General features: G+C 32.0%; 18 protein-coding genes. 13 read left to right on the forward strand and 5 right to left on the reverse strand.

Going from position 1 to position 24,989, the window contains the following annotated elements; genetic code table 11:
- Nucleotides 1-3: 3 nt before the first annotated feature.
- Nucleotides 4-1,353 (reverse strand): Trk system potassium transporter TrkA, encoded by a 1,350-nt coding sequence (gene trkA / locus TD29_RS13805; RefSeq protein WP_040281370.1) that lies wholly within the window; start codon nucleotides 1,351-1,353, stop codon nucleotides 4-6.
- Between the two features lie 120 nt (nucleotides 1,354-1,473).
- Here trkA and ubiE point away from each other — a divergent pair, with 120 nt between their 5' ends.
- Both ubiE and porT read left to right on the forward strand, forming a co-directional pair.
- On the forward strand, nucleotides 1,474-2,205 hold the full coding sequence (gene ubiE / locus TD29_RS13810) for a bifunctional demethylmenaquinone methyltransferase/2-methoxy-6-polyprenyl-1,4-benzoquinol methylase UbiE (RefSeq protein ID WP_040281514.1): 732 nt from the start codon (nucleotides 1,474-1,476) through the stop codon (nucleotides 2,203-2,205).
- A 25-nt stretch (nucleotides 2,206-2,230) separates the two neighbouring features.
- Nucleotides 2,231-2,944, forward strand: coding sequence for a type IX secretion/gliding motility protein PorT/SprT (gene porT, locus TD29_RS13815; protein WP_040281371.1), 714 nt, complete (start codon nucleotides 2,231-2,233; stop codon nucleotides 2,942-2,944).
- Nucleotides 2,945-3,000: 56 nt separating this feature from the next.
- Here porT and TD29_RS13820 read toward each other — a convergent pair whose 3' ends face one another.
- The gene (locus TD29_RS13820) at nucleotides 3,001-3,720 is read right to left on the reverse strand and encodes a TrmH family RNA methyltransferase (protein WP_040281516.1); all 720 of its coding nucleotides are present in this window, start codon (nucleotides 3,718-3,720) and stop codon (nucleotides 3,001-3,003) included.
- 113 nt (nucleotides 3,721-3,833) lie between these two features.
- Here TD29_RS13820 and tamL point away from each other — a divergent pair, with 113 nt between their 5' ends.
- The 11 genes from tamL (at nucleotide 3,834) to rpe (ending at nucleotide 20,558) form a co-directional block, all read left to right on the forward strand.
- Nucleotides 3,834-6,401 (forward strand): translocation and assembly module lipoprotein TamL, encoded by a 2,568-nt coding sequence (gene tamL, locus TD29_RS13825; RefSeq protein ID WP_052467118.1) that lies wholly within the window; start codon nucleotides 3,834-3,836, stop codon nucleotides 6,399-6,401.
- Nucleotides 6,402-6,535: 134 nt separating this feature from the next.
- Nucleotides 6,536-7,603, forward strand: a complete 1,068-nt coding sequence (gene fbaA / locus TD29_RS13830; RefSeq protein WP_040281372.1) for a class II fructose-bisphosphate aldolase — start codon at nucleotides 6,536-6,538, stop codon at nucleotides 7,601-7,603.
- Nucleotides 7,604-7,844: 241 nt separating this feature from the next.
- A complete protein-coding gene (gene accD / locus TD29_RS13835) occupies nucleotides 7,845-8,702 on the forward strand; it encodes an acetyl-CoA carboxylase, carboxyltransferase subunit beta (protein WP_040281374.1) in 858 nt (285 codons plus the stop codon).
- A 493-nt stretch (nucleotides 8,703-9,195) separates the two neighbouring features.
- The gene (locus TD29_RS18780; protein ID WP_052467119.1) at nucleotides 9,196-10,008 is read left to right on the forward strand and encodes a chemotaxis protein CheB; all 813 of its coding nucleotides are present in this window, start codon (nucleotides 9,196-9,198) and stop codon (nucleotides 10,006-10,008) included.
- A 59-nt stretch (nucleotides 10,009-10,067) separates the two neighbouring features.
- Entirely contained in the window at nucleotides 10,068-13,631 is a 3,564-nt protein-coding gene (locus TD29_RS13840; protein WP_241485284.1) for a CheR family methyltransferase, read from the forward strand.
- 151 nt (nucleotides 13,632-13,782) lie between these two features.
- The gene (gene rpsO, locus TD29_RS13845; protein WP_040281376.1) at nucleotides 13,783-14,052 is read left to right on the forward strand and encodes a 30S ribosomal protein S15; all 270 of its coding nucleotides are present in this window, start codon (nucleotides 13,783-13,785) and stop codon (nucleotides 14,050-14,052) included.
- A gap of 222 nt (nucleotides 14,053-14,274) precedes the next feature.
- Nucleotides 14,275-16,527, forward strand: a complete 2,253-nt coding sequence (locus TD29_RS13850) for a polyribonucleotide nucleotidyltransferase (protein WP_040281378.1) — start codon at nucleotides 14,275-14,277, stop codon at nucleotides 16,525-16,527.
- Nucleotides 16,528-16,704: 177 nt separating this feature from the next.
- Nucleotides 16,705-18,144 carry a glycosyltransferase gene (locus tag TD29_RS13855; RefSeq protein WP_040281380.1) on the forward strand — a complete coding sequence of 480 codons (1,440 nt, stop codon included), beginning with the start codon at nucleotides 16,705-16,707 and terminating at the stop codon, nucleotides 18,142-18,144.
- A gap of 117 nt (nucleotides 18,145-18,261) precedes the next feature.
- Nucleotides 18,262-18,636, forward strand: a complete 375-nt coding sequence (locus tag TD29_RS13860; RefSeq protein ID WP_040281382.1) for a hypothetical protein — start codon at nucleotides 18,262-18,264, stop codon at nucleotides 18,634-18,636.
- A gap of 92 nt (nucleotides 18,637-18,728) precedes the next feature.
- Nucleotides 18,729-19,592, forward strand: a complete 864-nt coding sequence (locus TD29_RS13865; RefSeq protein ID WP_040281384.1) for a sigma-70 family RNA polymerase sigma factor — start codon at nucleotides 18,729-18,731, stop codon at nucleotides 19,590-19,592.
- A 303-nt stretch (nucleotides 19,593-19,895) separates the two neighbouring features.
- Nucleotides 19,896-20,558, forward strand: coding sequence for a ribulose-phosphate 3-epimerase (rpe, locus tag TD29_RS13870; protein ID WP_040281386.1), 663 nt, complete (start codon nucleotides 19,896-19,898; stop codon nucleotides 20,556-20,558).
- Nucleotides 20,559-20,567: 9 nt separating this feature from the next.
- Here rpe and TD29_RS13875 read toward each other — a convergent pair whose 3' ends face one another.
- The 3 genes from TD29_RS13875 to TD29_RS13885 form a co-directional block, all read right to left on the reverse strand.
- Complete coding sequence (locus tag TD29_RS13875; protein WP_040281388.1) at nucleotides 20,568-22,910, reverse strand: GumC family protein; 2,343 nt, start codon at nucleotides 22,908-22,910, stop codon at nucleotides 20,568-20,570.
- Between the two features lie 4 nt (nucleotides 22,911-22,914).
- Entirely contained in the window at nucleotides 22,915-23,667 is a 753-nt protein-coding gene (locus tag TD29_RS13880; protein WP_040281390.1) for a polysaccharide biosynthesis/export family protein, read from the reverse strand.
- A gap of 72 nt (nucleotides 23,668-23,739) precedes the next feature.
- Nucleotides 23,740-24,867: a glycosyltransferase family 4 protein gene (locus tag TD29_RS13885; protein WP_052467121.1), complete on the reverse strand. Its 1,128-nt coding sequence runs from the start codon at nucleotides 24,865-24,867 to the stop codon at nucleotides 23,740-23,742.
- Between the last annotated feature and the right edge of the window lie 122 nt (nucleotides 24,868-24,989).

Raw genomic sequence — 24,989 nt, forward strand, 5'->3', positions numbered from 1 at the left:
AGATTAGAAAAAGAAACGTTCTACTTGAGTGATTGATCTAGGTAATGAGCATACAACAACCTTATCTCCTAATTGGATTTGAAAATCTCCTAACGGAATAACACCTACATCATCTCTAATAACACCTCCAATTATCGCAGATCTAGGAAAATCTAAATCTTTAATTTTCTTTTTAGTGATTTTAGAATTCGAATTAACCTCAAACTCTAATAACTCGGCATTCATATTAGTTAATTTGGTCATCGCCACAACTTCACCACGACGTATATATCTAAAAATATTATTCGCAGCCAATAGCTTTTTATTGATTAAGGTATCAATACCAATAGATTGAGACAATTGGTAGTAATCCATATTCTCAACTAATGCAATCGTTTTTTTAACGCCTTTTGATTTTGCTACAAGGCAGGACATAATATTGGTTTCAGAATTACCAGTAACCGAAATAAATGCATCCATGTCACTAATATTTTCTTCATCTAGCAATTCTACATTTCTTCCATCTCCATTAATAACTAGAGCTTTTGCTAAGTCATCGGCACATTCAAAAGCAATTTCGCTATCTTTTTCAATGAGTTTTACTCTAAATTTACTTTCACAAAGATCTTTGGCTGTTTTATAACCAATTTTACTTCCGCCTAAAATCATAATGTTTTTAAGCTCTGTTTTTACTTTTCCAGATAATTGAAATAGCTCTTCATCACCACCTTTTGAGGTCATAAACACAACTTTATCACCTTCTTTAAATTCAGTATCTCCTCTAGGGATTATTGTATATTGCGTTCCAAAACGTTGTATTGCGATGGGAACAAAGTGTAATTCTGGAAACACTTCAGCAGCTTCTCTCACGGTTTTACCAACAAAGCTAGCTGTTCTTGACAATCGTAAACTAAGCATGGTTAGTTTCCCTTCTTCAAACTCATACGTATCATTAAAACCGTACTGATTAAGAAGTAATTCTATTTCTGAGGCTGCTAAGTTTTCTGGTGAGATTAATTCGTCAATACCAAATTTTGCAAATCCTATATCGTCCGTTTCATCTAAAAACTCTGAATTGGATATTCTAGCAATTGTTTGTTTGGCACCTAATTGCTTAGCAAGCACACACGCTGTAATGTTGGTAGTTTCCGAAGATGTTACAGCAATAAATAATGCGGCTCTATTAATTCTTGCATCTCTTAAAATTGAAATCGATGTAACATCACCCTTAATTACTCTAATATCTAAATGATCACTAGCATAAGCCAAACTATTTTTGTCTGTATCAATTAATGTGATCTCTTGAGACTCGTATGATAAAAGCTTGGCGAGATGAAATCCTACTTCTCCAGCACCTGCTATAATTATTTTCATAGAAATTTTTGTTCGAAATAACATGCAAATATACTATATTATTATGTGATAAAGCTATTTACAAATAAGAGCTACTATTATTTAATGCTATTAGAATTAAGTATATTTGCAAAAAAAGAAATGTCCTCAAAAGTTACTCCATACAAGGATAGTGATTTGAACAAAAAGCAACAAGTCGCTCAAATGTTTGATAATATATCAAAAGAATACGATGGTTTAAATCGTGTTATTTCTTTTGGCATTGATATCAAATGGCGAAATAAAGTGGTTGATATTGTTACTAAAACCAATCCGCAACGTATTTTAGACATCGCTACCGGAACCGGTGATTTAGCTATTAGTTTAGCCAAAACTAATGCTAAAGAAATTATAGGTTTAGATATTAGTGACGGCATGTTAGAAGTAGGTCGGCAAAAAATAAAACATAAAAATTTAGACAACCTCATCTCTATGGTTGTTGGAGACTCTGAAGATTTACCCTTTGAAGATGATAGTTTTGATGCTATTACGGTTGCTTTTGGTGTTAGAAATTTTGAAACCCTTGAAAAAGGATTGGCCGAAATACTTAGAGTTTTAAAACCTAATGGCACATTTGTAATTTTAGAAACCTCTGTGCCTACAAAAACACCTTTTAAGCAAGGCTATAAATTCTACACCAAATACGTTATGTCAACGATTGGAAAACTGTTTTCGAAAGATCAATCTGCATACAGTTATTTACAAGAATCTGCATCTGTTTTTCCTTATGGTGAGGTTTTAAACAATATTTTACGTAAAATTGGGTTTATTAACGTGCAAGACAAACCTCAAACTTTAGGCGTTGCTACAATTTATATAGCATCTAAGGCTTAAAGCTTTATAGTCATTATCGTAATTTATGAAGAGAATACTTATAATTTTAATTTTATTAATAGCTACACAAACTGTATCTGCTCAACTATTTAGTAAGGAAAAAATAAAAAACATAGAGAATTTTGATAAGCAACGAGTGTCTTGGGGATTTTACTTAGGGCTAAACAGTTACGATTATCAGTTTACCTATGAAGAAGATCAACCCGATATATTGGTAGAAACCAACATGGGTTTTAGTGTTGGTTTGGTATCCAACCTTAGACTTAACGATTATTTTGATTTACGTTTTGAACCTGGCTTATTTATAACCACTAGAAATATACAATACGACCCTTCATATTTTAATGGTACCGATCCTACCAGTTCAGATTTAATGCGTGAAGTTAAATCTACTTATGTACATTTTCCATTATTGCTAAAAGTATCAACCAAACGATTTAATAATATCAAACCTTTTATTATTGGCGGATTTTCTACAGCCTTAAACTTATCAAGCAATCAAGAAAACCCAGATGATAATGCTGCTGGACAATTTAGAACAAAGAAAAGCGTATTATTTTACGAGTTAGGATTTGGTATCGATTTTTATAATCAATGGTTTAAATTTACGCCTTCTATTCGTGGCGTTTTTGCACTAAATGATGAATTAGTAAGAGATGAAGATCCTAATAGTCCTTGGACGAGTAACGTATCTACAATGAAAACTAGAGGCGTGTTTTTAAATTTTACATTTCAGTAGTAAACGTATTTAGCAACACCTTTTTTCTTCGGAAATTTGAACAACTAACCTCAATCTCAACCATTAAAACGTTTAAACTCGCTCAACACAATTGACGTTGCTGTAGCCACATTTAAACTCTCTGTAGCTTGTACATCTCCAAACCTTGGAATACTTATTTTTTTAGTAACCCGTTTTTCAATCGTTTTAGAAATCCCATTAGCTTCGTTACCCATAACAATGATTCCGCTGTTAGGTAATGTTTCCAAATAGATATTGTTTCCATCCATAAACGTCCCGAAGACATCCTCTTGATAGGCTTTTAAATAGGCTTCTAAATCTACATACTGAATATCAATTCTTGCCAATGAACCCATAGTAGCTTGGACAACTTTAGAGTTATAACAATCTACAGTCGCATTACTACACACCAACTGTTTAATTCCAAACCAATCACATAACCTAATAATGGTCCCTAAATTACCTGGATCTCGAACATCATCTAAAGCTAAAACTAATCCTTGAGCGATAGTGTTGGTTCTCTTCGGAATTTTAAAAATAGCAACAGCTGTATTTGGAGACTTTAAACTACTAATTTTTTGAAGTTCCTTATCTGAAATCAAGATCATTTCAGCATTAAAAATAGTTTCCGTAGAAAACAATATATGGAGCTCAAAACTTGAATTCAAAAACTCGTTGATACCTTTTATACCTTCTACTACAAATAATTGCTCCTGCTGTCTAAACTTTTTTTGTTTTAGGCTCGTAATTAATTTTATATGACTCTTGGTTAGCATTAATTTAAAGGTAATAATGTAAAATTGTAATAAAAATACAAAGTAATACTTTTTTGGTCTTATAATTGTTATGATAAGAAGATAATAAAACTGTAAATTTGGATAGATTTTAAATGCAAACATCCTCACTTTTGAAATATACCGTTTTAAGACTATTAATCGTTAGTTTGATATGCTCTACATTCTCATGTGATGTAATGAAGCGCGTAAAAAAAGACGAGCACTTATTAGTAAATAACACGGTTTTAGTTAATGATAAAACCACGTCTACTGAAACGATTGAAAACTTACAGTATCAAAAGCCTAACGGTACACTTTTGGGTATTCCTCTTCGCATTCATATTTACAATTTGGCGAGACCTAATATAGACTCCATTTTACAAGCTAAAGTTTTAGACAACCCGAGAAAAGTAGCTTGGAAAACAAAATTACTGTCTAAAAAACAATTTTATAAAGAACTACAATCTAGAAAAAACTTTAATAATTGGCTAAAAAAAACGGGGGAAGCACCAACCATATACAACGAAAAAAAAGCAGAAAGAACAGCTCTAGCTTTAAAAAAATATTATTTCAGTAAGGGATGGTTTGATGTAAAAACCTCTTTTGACACTAAAAAGGATAGCACCCAAAAAGCAAGAGTTACTTATAATGTAAAAACAGGACAACCCTATATTTTAGACTCGATTACCTCTACTATTAAAACACCTGCTATTGATACACTTTACAATTCGAGCTTAAAAAAAAGATCGCTAATAGCTAAAGGACAGCAGTACGATGAAGAAAATTACGCTAACGAACGCGACCGATTAACAACACAACTTAGAAATTCTGGGTTTTATTATTTTGGCCAAGATTATATCACCTATGACATTGATACAGTGCGTACAAACAAAAAAGTAAATACAAATTTAATTATTGCGAATAGAACCATTAGAAATGAAGACTCTGTAGCTAGAGTACCTTTTAAGGTCTACAAAATTAAGGATGTCAATATTTATACCGATTATAAAAATGAATATCGAGATTCTACCATTACAGATTCGGTCACCTTTAAAAATTACAACCTATACAGCTATAATAAACTAAAATACAGGCCAAGTGCCATTACAGATGCCGTATTTATCACCAAAGGTGATGTGTTTAAAGACATCGCAAGAACCAGAACATATCGCTATTTAAGTGAACTCAAAGCATTTAGATATCCAAGAATTGATTACATCCCAAATGAGCAAGATTCTACTTTAACCGCTAATGTGTACCTTATTCCGAAGAAAAAATTTGAACTCACTAGTAGCTTTGAAGTATCTCAAAGTAACATCCAAACCGTAGGATTTGGGTTTAATGCCGGACTAAAAATTAGAAACATTTTTAGAGGTGCAGAAACTTTAGAAATTTCAGGACTTGGCTCTATAGGATCATCTAAAGAAGCCTCAAGTAGTACCGATCAATTTTTTGATATTAATGAAGTTGGAGGTAATATTAGATTAAACATCCCAAGATTTTTTCTTCCTTTTAAAACCGAAAAAATCGTCCCAAAATACATGTCACCAAGCACAAGTATAAATTTAAGTGCAACTAGTCAACGAAACATAGGCTTAGACAAACAAGCATTTACAGGAGCACTAAACTATAATTGGTATCCTACTAATAAAGTTACCAATAGTTTTGATTTACTTAATGTACAATATGTAAAAAACCTAAATATTGGTAATTATTTTGGCGTTTATGAAAACTCGTTTTCTAGCTTAAACTCCATAGCACAAGATCTTGGCATTATTGATGAAAATGAAGTGCTACGAGACCCACCAGATTTAGGAAGTTCATTTGCTCCTGCAGATCAATTTATTAATGACGTTGTAAATGGAAATACGACACTAGATACAACAGATGACGATTATATAACCGTAAGTAACATCAAGCAACGTAAAGATCGACTTACAGAAGACAACCTTATTTTTTCATCGAGCTTTAATTATGTAAAAAACAGAAGAGAAAACTTATTTGATAAAAACTTCTCTATTGTAAGATTACGATTAGAACTTGCCGGAAATATGCTATCCAACCTGTCTAATGTTTTAGGTCTTGAAAAAAACACCGATGATAAGTACGAAGTATTTGGCGTTCCATTTTCTCAGTATGCCAAAGCCGAAATTGATTATGTTAAGCATTGGGATTTAGGTCGAAAAAATGAATTTGCTGTACGTAGTTATTTTGGTATTGCCATTCCTTATGGTAACTCTGACAACATCCCATTTGCAAAAAGTTTCTTCGCAGGAGGACCTAATGATATTAGAGCTTGGACAGCCTATAATTTAGGACCAGGACGCACAGTCTCAACAAATGAGTTTAATGAAGCAAATTTAAAAATTACATTGAGTGCAGAACAACGTTTTAATTTATTAGGACGTTTTAATGGTGCCGTATTTGTAGATGCTGGTAATATTTGGAATGTCTTTGATAATGTTGAAGACGAAGCAGCCACCTTTGATGGGTTGAGCTCATTAAAAGATATTGCTGTAGGTTCTGGCTTTGGTCTCAGATACGACTTTAGTTTCTTTGTATTAAGAGGTGATATTGGCTTTAAAACCTATGATCCTTCAAGAACTTTAGGCGAGCGTTGGTTTAAAGATTACAACTTTGGAAATGCCGTTTATAATATTGGTGTTAACTATCCTTTTTAACCCATAATAGCACTATTTTTTTCGCTAAAACCGATAACGTTTGCGTAAAAATCTATCTTATGAAACTCTTAAAATCTACTCAAATTATTCAAAATTTACGTATTTTTGAAACTTAACATTCAACAAAAAAAATCATGGGTCACAACATAAAACCAGGAGTAGCTACAGGAAAAGAAGTTCAAGCAATTTTTAATCTTGCTAAAGAAAAAGGATTCGCTTTACCAGCAGTTAACGTTATTGGTTCTAATACAATTAATGGAGTTTTAGAAACTGCAAAAGAATTAAATGCACCAGTAATTATTCAGTTTTCAAATGGTGGTGCTCAATTTAATGCAGGTAAAGGTTTAAGCAACGAAGATCAAAAAGCTGCAATTGCAGGTTCTATTGCTGGCGCAAAACATGTGCACCTAATGGCAGAAGCATACGGAGTACCTGTAATTTTACATACAGACCATTGTGCAAAAAAATTACTACCTTGGATTGACGGTTTATTAGATGCAAGTGAAGAACATTTTGCCGCAACTGGCAAATCACTTTACAGTTCTCACATGATAGATCTTTCCGAAGAACCTATTGAAGAAAATATAGAAATTTGCAAAACATACCTAGAGCGTATGAGCAAAATGGGAATGACCTTAGAAATAGAATTAGGTATTACAGGAGGTGAAGAAGATGGTGTAGATAATAGTGATGTTGATGAATCAAAATTATACACACAACCAGAAGAAGTAGCTTACGCTTATGAAGAGCTAAGCAAGATAAGTGACCAGTTTACCATTGCTGCTGCATTTGGAAACGTACATGGCGTTTACAAACCAGGTAATGTGAAATTAACACCAAAAATTCTTAAAAATTCTCAAGAGTTTTTATCTAAAAAACACAATTTACCTCACAACCATATCGATTTTGTATTTCACGGTGGATCAGGTTCTACAGAAGAAGAAATTCAAGAAGCTATTGGGTACGGTGTCATTAAAATGAATATTGATACAGACATGCAATACGCATTTATGAGTGGTGTACGAGATTATATGGGAGAAAAAAGTGACTACCTAAAAACACAATTAGGCTCTCCAGACGGTCCAGCATCACCAAACAAGAAATATTACGATCCTCGCGTTTGGTTACGTAAAGGAGAAAATGCATTTGTTGAGCGCCTTAAAAAAGCATTTGAAGACCTTAACAATGTAAACACATTGTAACAAACTCATTTAGTGATTTGTAACACACTAAATTTCACTGAATTTAATATTTTTTTGGGCGTTACGACAAAATTAAACTTTTTGTGTTTAATTTTGTCGTCAGGCTTTCAGCTATATCTTTTTTTAAAGCAGGTTTTTAACATAAAACCCACTTCAAAAAAAGGATGCCGCTTTAATCCTTAACGCAATTCCGATTTAGAACACTTCTAATTTCGTATATTTAATATCGAAAATTAAAAATATGTCTTGGTTTAAAAGAAAAGAAAAAGGGATAACAACCTCTACCGAAGAGAAAAAAGACACACCTAAAGGGCTGTGGTACAAATCTCCTACCGGTAAAATAATAGATACAGAAGAACTTGAAAAAAATTTCTACGTAAGTCCAGAAGATGGTTATCACGTAAGAATTGGTAGTAGAGAATACTTTGGAATTCTATTTGATGACAATAAATATAAAGAGTTAGATGTAAATCTAACCTCTAAAGATCCATTAAAATTTGAGGATACTAAAAAATATCCAGATCGTTTAAAAGCCGCTCAAGAAAAAACAAAACTTAAAGACGCTGTAAGAACAGCTGTTGGTAAATCTAAAGGCGAAGATTTAGTTATTGCTTGTATGGATTTTTCTTTTATTGGAGGATCAATGGGAAGTGTTGTTGGAGAAAAAATAGCAAGAGCAGCCGAATATTCACTTAAAAATAATATCCCTTTTATGATCATTTCCAAATCTGGAGGTGCTCGTATGATGGAAGCAGCTTTATCTTTAATGCAACTCGCAAAAACATCGGTTAGACTTGCACAATTAGCCGATGCAGGAATTCCGTATATTTCGTTATGTACAGATCCAACAACAGGAGGAACAACAGCCTCATTTGCAATGCTAGGCGATATTAATATTGCAGAGCCTGGAGCACTTATTGGTTTTGCTGGCCCTAGAATTGTAAGAGACACTACAGGACAAGAATTACCAGAAGGTTTTCAAACATCCGAATTTCTACTAGACCATGGGTTTTTAGATTTTATAACGCATAGAAGAGATTTAAAAAACAGAGTTAACCAGTATATAGACCTAGTAATGAATAAGCCCTTAAGAGCATAAATTCATTCTATACTTACAACTAAAAAAAACCTCACCATTTATTTTGGTGAGGTTTTTTTTGGTTCCTCATTTTTAATCATTAGCAACAACAAAAACTCACCACAAACCGCCACAATATATAGCACACTGTATATTAATGGTTTATAATTGTTTTTTCTAAATAAAATTACTATTTTCGTTTTGATATAAAATTCTCCCTAAGAATTTACTGTTGCAACATTGAATAACCCAAATCTCATTCATAACAACAAATTGAAAATAGAAGTAACTTCACTTAAAACGACATTGCAATGTATGACAACGTCGTTCCAATTTAACCCATTGTATTTTTATGTGTTTTAAACATCCACATTTTATCAAAAAATTCAATATGTCTTTGAAGTTATCTAAACATATAAACTCACTAAATGTTGTGGTTTAATCAACTTCAAATAATGATTTACCCTAAAACAAAAATAAATGTGACGATTAATAAACTTTAAATACAGAATATATGAATTCAAAACTTAAAGAATTTAATGTTGTTGGTATCGGTGCTTCTGCTGGAGGACTAAAAGCGCTTCAAAACTTATTTCGATACATACCCGATGACACAGGTATGTCGTTTATTATTGTACAACATTTATCTCCAGACTTTAAAAGTTTAATGCCTGAACTACTTAGTAAGTTCACTAATATGACCATTCATACCGCAAAAGACAAATTACCTATTAAACCAAACTGTATTTATTTAAATCAAAGAAATAAAAATTTACATATTAAAGGTTCTAAAATTTATCTATTAGAAAAAGGTCCAAAAAACAATCTCAACTTACCCATAGATATTTTTTTCCATACACTGGGTGAAGAATTTAAAGAAAAGTCCATAGCCATAATTCTTTCTGGAACAGGATCAGATGGTTCTAGAGGTATCACAACCGTAAAAGAAAAAGGAGGTATTACAATAGCTCAAAACCCAGAAGAAGCCGAGTTTGATGGAATGCCAAATGCAGCTATAAATACTAATGCAGTAGACTATATAAAAAGCACTCAACAAATTGCCAAAATTTTAACCTCTAAAAATATAGAATTAAAAATCCTAAATGCCTTAGATTTAAACACACAAAAGCTAGAAACTGAGTTTAAAGGAATTCTTGTTGAAATTTATAAACATTGTGGCGTAGATTTTAGAGAATACAAAAAAAATACAATCATACGTAGAATGGAAAAACGTATGGGGATTAATAACATTAACAACATTAAAAGTTATAGTGAGTTTGTAAAAAAAACGACAAAGAAAAAGAAGCACTCAGAGATGATTTTTTAATAGGTGTTACTCGATTTTTTAGAGATGAAGAAGCCTTTGTTGAGCTAAACAAACAGGTAATACCAAAAATTTGCGATTCCAAAAAAATAGGAGAAACTATTAGGATTTGGATTGCAGGTTGTTCAACTGGAGAAGAGGTATATACCATAGCAATGCTATTTAACGACTATATTACAAAAAACAAATTAGGGATAGAATTTAAAATATTTGCTACAGATATAGATACAAATGCATTGGAAGTAGCTAGTATGGGTATTTATAATATAAATATTATTAATGAAATTAATAAAGAATTTTTAGAAACCTATTTTATAAAATCTGAAAACAGACTTCAAATAATAAAAACGATAAGAGAAAAAATTGTCTTTTCAAATCACAATTTATTGAAATCGCCTCCTTTTATTAATTTAGACTTAGCATCTTGCAGAAACCTACTCATATACTTTGACAAAAAAATACAGAGAAAAGTAATGCGTAATTTTCAGTTTTCGTTAAACATTTTTGGATATTTATTTCTTGGTAATAGCGAATCTTTAGGTGAAATAGAGCCTTACTTTAAAACTATTAACAGTAAATGGAAAATTTTTCAAAATATTGTAAAAACTAAATATATACCAGAATCCCATTCACTATCTAGTATAAATTCTATTCCAAGAACAAAAACAATATTGTATCCTATTAACAAAAAAAACTATTTACATACTGAAGATTATCCATTTAATAAATACTTAAGTAGTCGTTTTAGTCCAGACGCTATATTTATAGATCATAGTTTTAATATTTTATTTATAAAAGGAAATGTTGGAAAAAAACTACACCATAAAGAAGGTGTTTTCCATAACAACCTTTTAAAAATAGTGAATGAAGATATTGCTCTTCTATTAAAAAAAGGCATAAGAGAACTAGAAAAAACTAAAAAGGATGTACTTATTAATAACATTATTAATAACGCAGAGGGCACATCTTATACATTTAATCTTAAAATACATAAACCTACATCAAGCAAAAATTTAGACGATTGTTATTTGATAGAATTTAGTCAAGACATAATAGTAGAAAACCTTGAAGAACTAAATATATCTACATCTCTTCCTAGCGAAGCTACAATAGAACAAATTGAAGACTTAGAATATGAAATAAAAACTTTAAAATTAGAACTTCAAAATACCATAGAAGAGTTAGAGACAACTAATGAAGAATTACAGTCATCCAACGAAGAGTTAATGGCTACTAATGAAGAACTACAAAGCACTAATGAAGAGTTACAGTCTGTAAATGAAGAATTATATACTGTTAACACTGAAATGCAAGAAAAAAACAAGGAGTTAACAAATTTAAGCAACGACGTTATAAACCTTTTAGACAATACCGAAATCGCTACTTTATTTTTAGATGCAGAATTACGTATTAGAAAATTTACACCAGCAATTAAACAGATATTTAAATTACAAGAAGAAGATATTGGCAGAAAACTATCTAATTTCACCTCTAATTTTAACACAAAAACAACAGCTAAATTAATTTCAGACGCAAAACACTCCATAACAAAACTAAATATTACGGAGAGTCAAATACGAGATAAACAGGGCAACTTTTACTTGCAACGCATTAGCCCTTTTGTAACATCTAGCAAAGTATTAGACGGTGTGGTTATTACTATAAATAATATTAACAAAATAAAAGAAGTAGAACTAGAATTAGAAGAAGTCGATTATAAATACCATAAATTGTTCAAAAATTTAACTGAAGGCTTTATTCATGCTAAAATAATAACGAACAGTAAAGGAGATGCAATAGACTGGGAATATATTGATGTCAATCCAGCTTATGCTAAAATGTTAGGATTAAAAACAGACGAAATTATTGGTAAAAAAGTTTCAGAAATAGTTCCTCAATTAAAAGACGATCCAAATCAATGGATTAAAAAATATGCTAAAACAGCTTTTTTAGAAAAAAACCAAACTATAGAGGGTTATGTCGAAGCGTTAAACAAATATTTCCTTGTTAACACTTTTTGTCCTAAAAAAGGAGAATTTGCTGGTACAATCTCAGATTTCACAGAGTTAAAGAAAAAAGAAGAAGCTTTAATTACTAGTAAATATGAGTTAGACCGCATACAAAGTATAACACATGTAGGGAGTTGGACCATGGATATTCTTACAGGAAACTTGACTTGGAGTGATGAACTATTCCGAATCTTTAAATTAGATTTAAACCAAGACCCTCCTAATTACAACTTGCATAAAGACTTATTTACCAATGAAAGTTGGGAAAACTTATCGAAGGCCGTAAATCTAGCACAAAGCAAGGGGAAACCTTACGAACTAGAACTCAAAATGATTAGAACCGATGGTGAAATTGGTTGGATGTGGGCAAAAGGTGAGGCTGTAAAAGAAAAAGGTGAAATAGTAAAACTAAGAGGCTCTGCCCAAGATATAACCAAAATTAAAGAGAACGAAAAAGCTTTGATTATTGCTAAAAAACAAGCCGAAGATGCCGTACTAGCTAATAAACATAAAAATTTCTTTTTAGCTAATATGAGTCATGAAATTAGAACTCCAATATCTAGCGTACTCGGTTTTGCAGATCTTTTAAGAAGCGACGATCTAACCAAGAAAAACAAGCTCCAATACATCGAAATAATAGACAACAACTCTAAACAACTACTCAATTTAATAGACGATATTATTGACGTTTCTAAAATAGAATCAGACCAATTAAAAATATTGTATAAAAACTGTAATATAAGTGAGTTGTTAGAAAATGTAGCTCTAAATTTTGAACAAATTAAAGCTCAAAAAGAAAAAAAACACCTTAAACTTGAGGTGATTATACCCAAAGATCTCAAAAACTTAATTATAAACACAGATCCAAGAAGGTTAGAGCAAGTACTCTCCAACTTAATAAATAATGCTATAAAATTTTCTGATAAGGGAACAATTAGCTTCGGTTTAAAAAAGGAAGAAAACTACTTATCATTCTTTGTAAAAGATGAAGGTATTGGCATTGCAAAAAGCAAACAACAAGAAATTTTCGAACGTTTCAAACAAGTTAATTACAAAGATAGCGCTAAATATGGAGGCACTGGATTAGGCTTATCCATTTGTCAAGCAATTATAACACTTTTAGGAGGAGAAATTTCAGTAGAATCAAAAAGATATAAAGGAACCACCTTTAACTTTAAAATCCCCATAAAACCAGCAACAGCTCCCATTGAAAATACTGTAAAAACACGTGTTCAAAATGATGATTTTCTTAAAGACAAAACCATTTTAATCGCAGAAGACAACACGCTAATTAGAATGTTATTAGGAGTGATTCTAAAAAAGACTGGAGCTCAAATCATATTTGCCAACAATGGCAAGATTGCTGTGCATTTATATAAAGAAAATCCAAATATAGATTTAGTCCTTTTAGACATTAGAATGCCAAAAATGAGTGGTATAGAGGCTATGGATTTAATTTTAAAAACTAATCCAAAGGCTAAAATAATAATGCAAACTGCACATGCAATGGAAGAAGAAAAAACGATGTGCTATGAAAAAGGATGTGTCGATTTTTTAACAAAACCAATTATAAAAGAGCATTTACTACAAACCATAGCAAAATGGATAGAGAATTAAGAAAACAAATAATAATTTTCTATTCTATTTAAATTAATAGACGACTATTTAATTTTATAAAAAGCAATTAGCTATTAAATAAAAATAACTATATTTGCCGCTCGAAAGAAGAGCTTTCGTATACATAAAAATCATTTACAACAATATTAGCATGTATTTAGATCAAAAAGAAAAAGAAGCCATCTTTAAAAAACATGGCAAAAATGCACAAGACACTGGAACTGCAGAAGGTCAAATCGCATTATTTACTTACAGAATTAACCACTTAACAGAGCACTTAAAAAACAATCGTAAAGATTATAATACTGAGCGTTCATTAGTAAAGTTAGTAGGTAAAAGAAGAAGCTTACTAGATTACTTAACTAAGAAAGATATTTTAAGATATCGTGCAATAGTTAAAGAATTGAATTTAAGAAAATAATATTAAAGAGGCTTCGTGCCTCTTTTTTTTATACAAATAACTCTTACGATAGAGTATAACAATCGTAAATAAGAAGCTTGATCCCGAAAAAAAGTTCAGGACAAATAGTTTTTCATTGGTCACGACATTTATGTCACACAACAACTACAACAACACAACGACCATTGTTTAACAATATTCTAACGAGCAATAATGCGTTAGAATTTAGAATTAAAAAAATTTATGATTCCAAAGGTATTTAGAGAGGTCATAGACCTTGGTGACGGTAGAGAGATTTCTATCGAAACTGGAAAATTAGCAAAACAAGCACATGGTAGCGTTGTTGTGCAATCTGGAAAATGTATGTTATTATGTACAGCTGTTTCCAATTATGAACAAAAAGACGTCAACTTCCTTCCACTAACAGTAGATTACAGAGAGAAATTTGCAGCAGCAGGACGTTATCCTGGTGGTTTCTTTAAAAGAGAAGCCAGACCTAGTGATGGTGAAGTATTAACAATGCGTTTAGTGGATAGAGTTTTACGTCCATTATTCCCAAAAGATTACCATTCTGAAACTCAGGTAATGATACAATTAATGTCTCATGATCCTGAAGTTATGCCAGATGCAATGGCAGGTTTAGCCGCTTCCGCAGCTATTCAATTATCAGATTTCCCTTTTGAATGTCCAATTTCAGAAGCGAGAGTTGGTCGTATTAATGGAGAATTCGTAATCAACCCAACATTTGCGCAATTAGAAGAGTCTGACATCGATATGATGATTGGTGCTTCAGCTGATTCTGTAATGATGGTTGAAGGTGAAATGGATGAAATTTCTGAAGAAGAAATGGCAGACGCTATTAAGTTTGCTCATGAGCATATTAAAGTACAATGTGCTGCTCAAGTAAAATTAGCAGAAGCATTTGGTAAAAAAGAAACTCGTGAGTATGAGCCAGAACGCGAAGATGACGATTTAGCGAAAAAAATTCATGATTTAGCTTACGATAAAGTATATGCTATTGCTAAGGCAGGATCTTCTAAACATGAAAGAAGCGCAGCTTTTAGTGATATTAAAGAAGAAGTTAAAGCAACATTTTCTGAAGAAGAATTAGAAGATTACGGTGGATTAGTTTCTAAATATTATGCTAAAGCAGAAAAAGCAGCAATTAGAGATTTAACATTAGACGAAGGTTTACGTTTAGATGGTCGTAAAACTACAGATATTAGACCAATATGGTGTGAAGTAGATTACTTACCTTCAACACACGGTTCTTCTGTATTTACACGTGGAGAAACGCAAGCATTAGCAACAGTAACGTTAGGTACATCTAGAGATGCCAACCAAATAGATATGCCATCTCAAGAAGGTGAAGAGCGTTTCTATTTACATTATAACTTCCCTCCTTTTTGTACAGGTGAAGCTAGACCAATTCGTGGAACCTCTCGTAGAGAAGTAGGTCACGGTAACTTAGCACAACGTGCGTTAAAAGGAATGGTACCAGATGATTGTCCGTACACAGTACGTGTTGTATCTGAAGTATTAGAATCTAACGGTTCGTCTTCTATGGCAACTGTTTGTGCTGGTACAATGGCAATGATGGATGCTGGTGTACAAATGACAAAACCAGTTTCTGGTATTGCAATGGGATTAATCTCTGATGCCGATTCTGGAAAATATGCTGTATTATCCGATATCTTAGGAGATGAAGATCACCTTGGTGATATGGATTTTAAAGTAACTGGTACTGCAGATGGTATTACAGCTTGTCAAATGGATATTAAAGTAAAAGGTTTATCATACGAGATTTTAGTTAACGCACTACAACAAGCTCGTGACGGTCGTTTACATATCTTAGAAAAATTGACTGATACAATTGCTACACCAAATGCAGATGTAAAAGACCATGCACCAACAATGATTACAAGACGTGTTCCTAACGAATTTATTGGAGCGTTAATTGGTCCTGGTGGAAAAGTAATACAAGAAATGCAAAAAGAAACTGAGACAACTATCGTTATCAACGAAGATCCAGTGACTGAAGAAGGTATTGTAGAAATTTTAGGAGTTGGTAAAAAAGGTATTGATGCTGTTATGGCAAAAATTGATGCTATTTTATTTAAACCTGAAGTGGGTAGCGTATACGAAGTTAAAGTTATTAAAATGTTAGATTTTGGTGCTGTTGTAGAATATATGGAAGCTCCAGGAAACGAAGTTTTATTACACGTTAGTGAATTAGCTTGGGAACGTACTGAAAATGTTAGCGATGTTGTTAATATGGGAGACGTTTTTGATGTAAAATACTTTGGTATAGACAAACGTACGCGTAAAGAAAAAGTATCTCGCAAGGCTATTTTACCAAAACCAGAAGGTTTTGTAGAAAGACCTCCAAGAGATAATAATAGATCTGGTGGACGTGACAATAAAGGTAGAGATAATCGCGGACGAGATAATCGTCGTGATGACCGCAAACCAAGAGAAGATAAAAAAGGAGATTAATTTCTTTTAACTCAAATACAAAACCTCAAACGGAATTAAGTCTGTTTGAGGTTTTTTTTGTTTTTCTTCGGAAATGTTAAATTTCATTCTTTAATCATAAATAAATGCTAAAAAAAATCTAAAAGCCAAATCCTCGCGTAAATCTAGAAACACAACCATAAACATCTAGATCACTTCATGAAAACTAAAAACTCTACTCTTGTCACAGTAAAATCAACAACTGACAATAAAAACAGCAAACTCTTAAATCAAATAAAATCATTTTTCAACCATTTCAATGTTGACATCAATGATCCCGAAACACGACGAAATTTAACGGTCCTCTTTAGTTCTTTTCTACTAATGGCTATTGGAATTTATTTTTTTAGCGTATTTAGTGGTGATCTTGATATTATCAATACTGAGCGTTTAACTTCGTTTTGGGGAACTGTATTTATAACCATTACAACTGCCTTAGTGGTATTTAAAGGCGCTTTATTTCTCTTCATGCTTTATAAATATTTTAGATATAAACCAATAGCTCCAGTTTCTAATGATGAACTACCAACGGTTACAGTTATAGTTCCTGCCTATAATGAAGGTAAACAAGTATGGGATACACTAATGAGTTTGGCAGCTAGTGATTATCCACAACACAAATTAGAATTATTATCTATAGATGATGGCAGTAAAGATGATACTTGGATTTGGATGCAAGATGCCAAAAAGAAATTAGGTGATCGTTTAACCATTTTACAACAACCAGAAAACCAAGGTAAACGCCATGCGCTTTATAGAGGATTTAATTTAGGTATAGGTGATATTTTTGTTACCGTAGATAGTGATTCAATTGTTAATAAAGACACGTTGAAGCATTTGGTAAGTCCGTTTGTAAACAATGAAGATTGTGGCGCTGTTGCTGGTAATATTCGTGTTTTAAATAATAAAAAAGCCATGCTTCCTAAAATGCTAGACGTAAGTTTTGTTTTAAGTTTTGAATTTGTACGCTCTGCCGAGAGTAGTTTAAATACAGTTTTATGTACACCTGGAGCTCTAGCTGCTTATCGTAGTACAGCTGTTCATAATTGCTTACCTGAATGGATTAACCAAACTTTTATGGGTAAACCTTCAGATATCGGAGAAGATCGCGCCATGACTAATATGATTTTAAAACAAGGAAAGCATGTACTTTTTCAAAAAAATGCAGTGGCTTATACCAACGTTCCAGAAGAGTACACAGGACTTTATAAAATGTTTATAAGATGGGGACGTAGTAATGTTCGTGAAAACTTATCTATGGCAAAATATGTTTTTACTAATTTTAGAGAGGGTAAAAAATCTGGAGCAAGATTATTATTTGTGAGTCAGTTTTTAGAAATGATATTGAGCTATCCTTTTTTGATTATCATGTTAGTTTTTGTAGCCACACATCCGTTGTTATTTCTAGGAGCTACATTGATGAGCATTTTGGTTCTGTCTAGTTTTTCTGTAATTTTTTATTCTAATCGTTATAAAATTTCAGAATCTATTTGGGCCTACTCATATAGCATTCTCTATACATTTGGTTTATTTTGGATTACGCCTTATGCTATAGCAACGGCAAGCAGACGTGGTTGGTTAACTCGAGAATTAACATAAAACAATAATACTATTTACCCGTTAAAATGAACTAACATGATTTAAGAGTTCACTACAACTAATTAATTGGCAGTTATTTATTTGCAAATCTCAATCTTTTTAAGTATACTAATAGCTATGATACATGCAGACAAAGAAAAATATAAGGACATTTTAGAAGATTCGGTAACCTATTTGGAGCAACACGGTTTTGAAAATATCAAGGTTGATAGTGAAGGCTATGAAACACCAAAATCCTATTCAAAAAAAGGAAGTGACATATCAATAACACCAGATATTGTAGCTACAAAGGAAGGCAAAAAACACTATTTTGATATCAGTTTAAAGAGCGCAGCTCCAAAACTACTTAAATCTAAATGGCTTTTCCTTAACACGTTAACAGCTTTAAAGTCATCACATTTCAGATTAATCACTACAAGAGGACATTATAAATTCACAGCCGAAATGCTAGACGACATCAACCTCAATAACAAGAAACTAATCAAAATTTAATTTATTTTATTTTTTTTGTAACATTTTATGTACTTGTTACGTATAACTATATACAACATTAGGGTTACCCAAATTTAAAAGCACATAATCAAATGAGACAACTTAAGATTACAAAGCAGGTTACTAACAGAGAAACCGCGTCTTTAGATAAATATTTACAAGAAATTGGTAAGGTTGATTTAATTACTGCAGATGAAGAAGTTGAATTAGCACAACGCATTAAAGCAGGAGATCAAATAGCATTAGAAAAATTAACTAAAGCAAATTTGCGTTTCGTAGTTTCTGTTGCAAAACAATATCAAAATCAAGGTTTAACATTACCAGATTTAATTAATGAAGGAAACTTAGGTTTAATTAAAGCAGCACAGCGCTTTGATGAAACTCGAGGGTTTAAATTCATTTCATATGCTGTATGGTGGATTCGACAGTCCATACTTCAAGCCTTAGCAGAACAATCTCGTATTGTAAGATTGCCATTAAATAAAATTGGAGCTATTAATAAAATTAATAAGACGTTTGCTTTTTTAGAGCAAAGTCATGAGCGTCCGCCTAGTCCAGAAGAGATTGCCAAAGAATTAGACATGACTATCAACGATGTTAAGGAGTCATTAAAAAATTCTGGTCGTCACGTCTCAATGGATGCACCTTTAGTACAAGGAGAAGACTCCAACCTTTATGATGTATTACGTAGTGGTGAATCTCCAAATCCTGATAGAGAACTACTACACGAATCTTTACGTACAGAAATCGAACGTGCTTTAGAAACATTAACACCTCGAGAAGCCGATGTGATTAGATTATACTTTGGCCTTGGCAATCAACACCCTATGACGTTAGAAGAAATAGGTGAAACATTTGAATTAACTCGTGAGCGTGTTAGACAAATAAAAGAAAAAGCGATTCGTAGATTAAAACATACATCTCGTAGTAAAATATTAAAAACTTATTTAGGTTAATATCTATAAACTCAGTTACCGAGTATTACTAGTAGAATTTAATTTAAATCCATATATTTGGTATGTAATTTTTGATTGAAATTACGACTAAATAACGACAACAACAGTTACAAAACATAACTGTTCGTTTTTTGATTGATGAAAGAACCCAGAGCTGATTACTCTGGGTTCACTCATTTTATAATAGTTTGTATTTTTTCTTCGGAAATTCGCCAACTACAATATATCAACTATTAGTAATCTACTAGAAGAAACTTTATTTTTTGAGTATCTTTGAAACTTAATCATAGTAACTTTTATACAATGGCTCAAAAATTAATTGCACCTTCAATGTTAGCTGCCGATTTTGGCAATCTTCAACGTGATGTAGAAATGGTAAATAACAGTGATGCAGACTGGTTTCATATTGATGTTATGGATGGACACTTCGTACCAAACATCTCCTATGGCATGCCAGTTATTGCAGCCATGAAAAAGCATGCTACTAAACCATTAGATGTTCATTTAATGATTGAAAAGCCTGAACGTTATATCGAAGATTTTGCAAAAGTTGGAGCCGATATAATTACAGTACACCATGAATCAACAGTGCATCTACATAGAACCTTGAGACAAATTAAAGATGCTGGTTGTAAAGCTGGTATTGTGCTTAATTTAACCACTCCAGTTTCTGTTTTAGAAGACATATTACCAGAGTGCTACATGATACTATTAATGTCAATCAATCCTGGTTTTGGCGGACAAAAATTTGAAGACATCACTTACAATCGTGTAAAAAAGTTACGCGCAATGATTGATGAACAAGGTTTAAATACTAAAATAGAAATTGATGGAGGCGTCACAGATAAAAACATTAAACAACTTGTAGAGGCAGGTGCTGATGTATTTGTAGCAGGTAGCCACGTTTTTAAAAGTGACAACCAAACAGACACCATTAAGCGTTTAAAAGATCTCGCTAACAGTTAAATTAGACTATTATTTATCAGAACTCCCATAACCATAGCCATAGCCATAGTTATATGAGTACCCATAAGATCTGCTAGCTCCTACTCCATTTATAACATATGCCATATTCTGTATCTTACCAGTATCAGATAGATTCTTAGAGAACTCTAATAAATTTTTCTCAGTATGCTCTGCTCTTAACAAATAGATAGTTGCATCAGCATGCTTAGAAATCAAGAGCGTATCTGTTACCAGAATAGTTGGAGCTGTATCAATTATAATATAATCATAATGGTTTTTAGCTTCATTTAATAATTTCTCAAATCTACCATTGGTAAGTAGTTGAGTTGGATTTGGAGGTATATCTCCTGATAATAGGATTTCATGATTCACATGCTTATCAAAACCTTTGATTACAAGTTGTTTCCAATCTATAGATTCATCATGTAGATAATTAGATAATCCTTCAAGGTTTTTATCTCTAGAAATATAAGTATGTATCTGAGGGTTTCTTAAATCTGCACCAATAAGCAACACTTTTTTATTGATACTTGATAATGCTAATGACAAATTGATTCCAACATAGGTTTTCCCTTCACCTTTAATAGTAGATGTACAATAGATTACCTTACCTAAATCATCTTTACCAGATGGTATAATATAATTTACATTTGCGCTTAATATTCTAAATGCTTCAGATTGCACTGAGCGATCGGTAGGATTATCAAAAACTAGATTTTTATCCTTCTTAATCTTAGGTAGTTCTGCTAGAATTGGGATGTTACCCACTCTAATCGTGACATCATCTTTTCCTTTTATTTTTGTATCTAAAAGATTACTAGTATAAATGGCTCCAAATGGTAAAAATAAACCTGCTACTAAAGCAAATAAATAGATATTCTTAGAATTTGGTGAAATAGGTGCACCACTTGTTAAGGCATATTCTACCACCTTGATCGAAGGTTCTGTAATAGCTAAATTAATTGCAGATTCCTCTCGCTTTTGTAATAAGAATAAATACAACGTTTGTTTTATTGCCTGTTGACGCTCACGTGATCTTAATAATTTTTCTTTTTGGGGCAAGCTTGATACTTGATACGCATATTTTTGATTTTTTCTTACTAATTGGGATTTTGTAGCTTTCAATTGCGATTGATAAGCATCCATTGATAAGTTAATATTATCTTTAACACTAGATATCTTTTCATTTAGAATTTGCACTGTAGGATTATTATCACCTGCACTCACTGCAAATTTGTCGCGCTCAGCGACAAGATCATTAAATTGACTAATTAATGTATTGACGTTAGAATTGTTTAAGCCAATATTTTGTGGTAATAAATCAGATTCAGTATTTGTTTCATTGATAGTTTCATCAAGCATTGAGGTTAAGGTCAATTGGTTTTCTATATCAAACACTTGATTTTCAGAAATGATTTTTTCCCCAATTCCTGAAGCTGCATCAGATTCTATATCTATAAAATTATTAGTCGTTTTAAAATCTTTAATATCAACTTCTATAGAATCTAATTCTTTAGCCAAAAACTTAAAACGCTCATCTATAAAATCTATAGTTCTCTCAGACACTTGTTTTCTATCTGACACACCATCTTGATTGAAAACTTCAACTACATTGTTTACAATATGGCTAGCTAAAGCCTTACTTTGACTAGAATAACTCAATGTTAGTAGGTCACTATCTTTACCTAGTTTTCCAACATTAACCATCCCTTTTAATTTTCTCGTCGCGCTAGAAACAGGCATCAACTTAAGTATATAAGTTTTTCCAAAAGAAGATGATAGATTCGTTTTATTTTCAAATTTAATCTCAAATGGGAGATTATGATTTACGTTATATGAGTTATACTCAGGTATAAAAACACTTTTTTCAGATTGCCCTTTGAATACTTTAAACCCATTGTTCTCTATAAAAATCCTATAGCTAGAAAAATTTGTAATACTGTCATTAGCAATAGTTTTTACAAGTTTAAAAGGAAATCGATCTATTTGTGTCGTTAATACATTTCCTTCCTCGTAATATTCTACTGTAAGGTCTAGAGATTTGACAACCTCTTCAATAATACGATATGACTTTATAATTTCAATCTCATTATCTAAATTAATATTAGACCTATTGAATATAAAAGCAGACGATGGTAATTCTAAGCCTTTCGTTTTGTTTAGAATTTTAATTTTAGCTGATGACGAATAAATCTTTGGTGTATATCTTAGATAAAGATAGGCTCCAATTAATGCTAATAAAACACCTAATGCAAACCAATACCAATACCGAAAATACTTTCTAATTTCGAATTTAATAGTTTCGCCTTGGTCATTCCTTTTTGGGATAATCGTATTTGAATCTTGATTCATAATTTTATCTAGTAATAAGGACAACTGTAGTAAGCAAAATTGACACAACAGAAATAACGGTAGCTGTATTTCCAACAAATCCCGCACTTTTCACTTTTGGGCTGTTAGGGTTCACCACAATGACATCATTTGGCTTAATTTGATAAAAGTCACTGTTTAAAAATTCGGCAGAGGTAAGATCTACAGTTGAAATCAATCTATTACCATCTACTTCTCGAATTATTTTTACATCTTCTCGTTTACCATTTATAGTTAAATCACCTGCATAACCTAAGGCTTGTAGAAAAGTAACACTAGACTCCGTAAAATCGTAAACACCAGGAGCATTTACTTCCCCTAGAATTGTCACCTTAGCATTTAGTAATCTTACGTTTACTGTAGGTTTTTTTAAATGGCCTCCTTTTTCTAACATAGACTTTATAGTCTCTTCTAATTCAAACACTGTTTTATTCTCTGTAGAAATTGACCCAAGTTCTGGGAAATTTATAGTATTATGTTCGGTCACCAAATAACCATCAAATTTCATCAATTCAAGAGTAGTACCTGTAGCAACCGTTTTATTATAAGGTTTAGCCGTCTCTTCTATTAAAGCACCAACTGTAATCTTCAAAATATCGTTAGCTTGTATTTTAGGACTAGAGAAAACTATAGACGAATTATTAAAGTCTTCTAAATCTTGTAAATACAAGACTTCTTTTTTAGATGCACAAGAACTAAAAAGCATCATAATTACACTAAGACCAACTATATACTTCATTACTATAAAAATTTTATACAAGTGCAAATATAGGTTCTAATAAAGGATTTGCAAAAGTTAGCAAATAATTAGTTAAACTTGCTTATTCTTTGAGGATTCTGGTATCCATTTTTTCATTACTAGCCAATTGTATATAAAAAGTGAAGAGTATAAAAACGTACCAACCAAAACCATCAACAAAAATTGATAGATCGTATCAAGATGCCCTATATGGTAAACAAAAGCAGTTAATAACAAGTTTAAAATCACAATATAAATGGTAGTTTGAGCGTGAGAAAATCCTAATTTTAAAAATCTATGATGAATATGATTTTGGTCTGCTGAAAAAGGGCTTTTATTCAATAATACTGGTCGTATAATAAATACTCTCAAAGTATCTAAAAGCGGAAAAAAAGCAATAGCAAGTGCTAGTACAGGTGCAGATTCAAAAAAGATGGACTTAGGGTTTAGTTCTGTTGTATTTATAAAGCGTACTGAACAAAATGCAATCAAAAATCCAACAATCATTGATCCTGTATCTCCCATAAATATTTTTTTACGCTTAGAAAAATTTAAACGTAGAAAAGGAATTATAGCACCAATACCACCAACGGTTAGAGTAGACATCGTCACATCTCCCGTTTTAACAAATAAATATGCAAACGATGCGAAACCTGCTACAGCAAGACAACCAGCCAATCCGTCAACACCATCAATCAGATTATAAGCATTAATAATTAAAACGTATACAAACAATGTAAACAATACAGATAGCCAATACGGCAAAATGGTAATCCCAAAAACACCTGACAAACCTAAAATTCGTGTATCTGTGAATAATATTAACAATGATGCGGCCATTATTTGACCTATAAACTTTTTTCGAGGTGACAGAATTAATAAGTCATCTTTTAAACCTAAAAAGAATAAGATGGTCATACTACCCAATACCAACAATAAGATTTTGGTATCTAACAAGGCTCCTATTGTGGTAATGACGACAGCCAAACTTATAAAAATACCAACACCTCCAAGAGTCGCAGTTTTTCTATCATGGACACTTCTATGATCTGGCTCATCCATTAATTCCTTTGCAATTGCTACATTAAAAATAGCAGGAAAACTAGTAAGTGATACTATAAAAGCGATCAAAAAAGCTAATAGAAGCCAGAGCTCTAAATAGTCTATTGGATTAAAATGCTTGAGTAATTCTTGAATCATATTTTAATTATAACCTCAATTCTATTAAATGGCAACCAAGTTTGATAGCGTGCAAATATACATTTTACTAGTTATTTAATTGTAGAAAAACCGCAAAAACCTAAAAACAGGTAACAACAGAA

It is taken from the genome of Psychroserpens damuponensis (assembly GCF_000826655.1).
Lineage (GTDB): Bacteria > Bacteroidota > Bacteroidia > Flavobacteriales > Flavobacteriaceae > Psychroserpens > Psychroserpens damuponensis.

What these genes read in the sequence shown, in the direction of transcription:
- trkA (WP_040281370.1), bottom strand. Translation starts at nt 1,353, where the DNA reads ATGAAAATAATTATAGCAGGTGCTGGAGAAGTAGGATTTCATCTCGCC.
- ubiE (WP_040281514.1), top strand. Translation starts at nt 1,474, where the DNA reads ATGTCCTCAAAAGTTACTCCATACAAGGATAGTGATTTGAACAAAAAG.
- porT (WP_040281371.1), top strand. Translation starts at nt 2,231, where the DNA reads ATGAAGAGAATACTTATAATTTTAATTTTATTAATAGCTACACAAACT.
- TD29_RS13820 (WP_040281516.1), bottom strand. Translation starts at nt 3,720, where the DNA reads ATGCTAACCAAGAGTCATATAAAATTAATTACGAGCCTAAAACAAAAA.
- tamL (WP_052467118.1), top strand. Translation starts at nt 3,834, where the DNA reads ATGCAAACATCCTCACTTTTGAAATATACCGTTTTAAGACTATTAATC.
- fbaA (WP_040281372.1), top strand. Translation starts at nt 6,536, where the DNA reads ATGGGTCACAACATAAAACCAGGAGTAGCTACAGGAAAAGAAGTTCAA.
- accD (WP_040281374.1), top strand. Translation starts at nt 7,845, where the DNA reads ATGTCTTGGTTTAAAAGAAAAGAAAAAGGGATAACAACCTCTACCGAA.
- TD29_RS18780 (WP_052467119.1), top strand. Translation starts at nt 9,196, where the DNA reads ATGAATTCAAAACTTAAAGAATTTAATGTTGTTGGTATCGGTGCTTCT.
- rpsO (WP_040281376.1), top strand. Translation starts at nt 13,783, where the DNA reads ATGTATTTAGATCAAAAAGAAAAAGAAGCCATCTTTAAAAAACATGGC.
- TD29_RS13850 (WP_040281378.1), top strand. Translation starts at nt 14,275, where the DNA reads ATGATTCCAAAGGTATTTAGAGAGGTCATAGACCTTGGTGACGGTAGA.
- TD29_RS13855 (WP_040281380.1), top strand. Translation starts at nt 16,705, where the DNA reads ATGAAAACTAAAAACTCTACTCTTGTCACAGTAAAATCAACAACTGAC.
- TD29_RS13860 (WP_040281382.1), top strand. Translation starts at nt 18,262, where the DNA reads ATGATACATGCAGACAAAGAAAAATATAAGGACATTTTAGAAGATTCG.
- TD29_RS13865 (WP_040281384.1), top strand. Translation starts at nt 18,729, where the DNA reads ATGAGACAACTTAAGATTACAAAGCAGGTTACTAACAGAGAAACCGCG.
- rpe (WP_040281386.1), top strand. Translation starts at nt 19,896, where the DNA reads ATGGCTCAAAAATTAATTGCACCTTCAATGTTAGCTGCCGATTTTGGC.
- TD29_RS13875 (WP_040281388.1), bottom strand. Translation starts at nt 22,910, where the DNA reads ATGAATCAAGATTCAAATACGATTATCCCAAAAAGGAATGACCAAGGC.
- TD29_RS13880 (WP_040281390.1), bottom strand. Translation starts at nt 23,667, where the DNA reads ATGAAGTATATAGTTGGTCTTAGTGTAATTATGATGCTTTTTAGTTCT.
- TD29_RS13885 (WP_052467121.1), bottom strand. Translation starts at nt 24,867, where the DNA reads ATGATTCAAGAATTACTCAAGCATTTTAATCCAATAGACTATTTAGAG.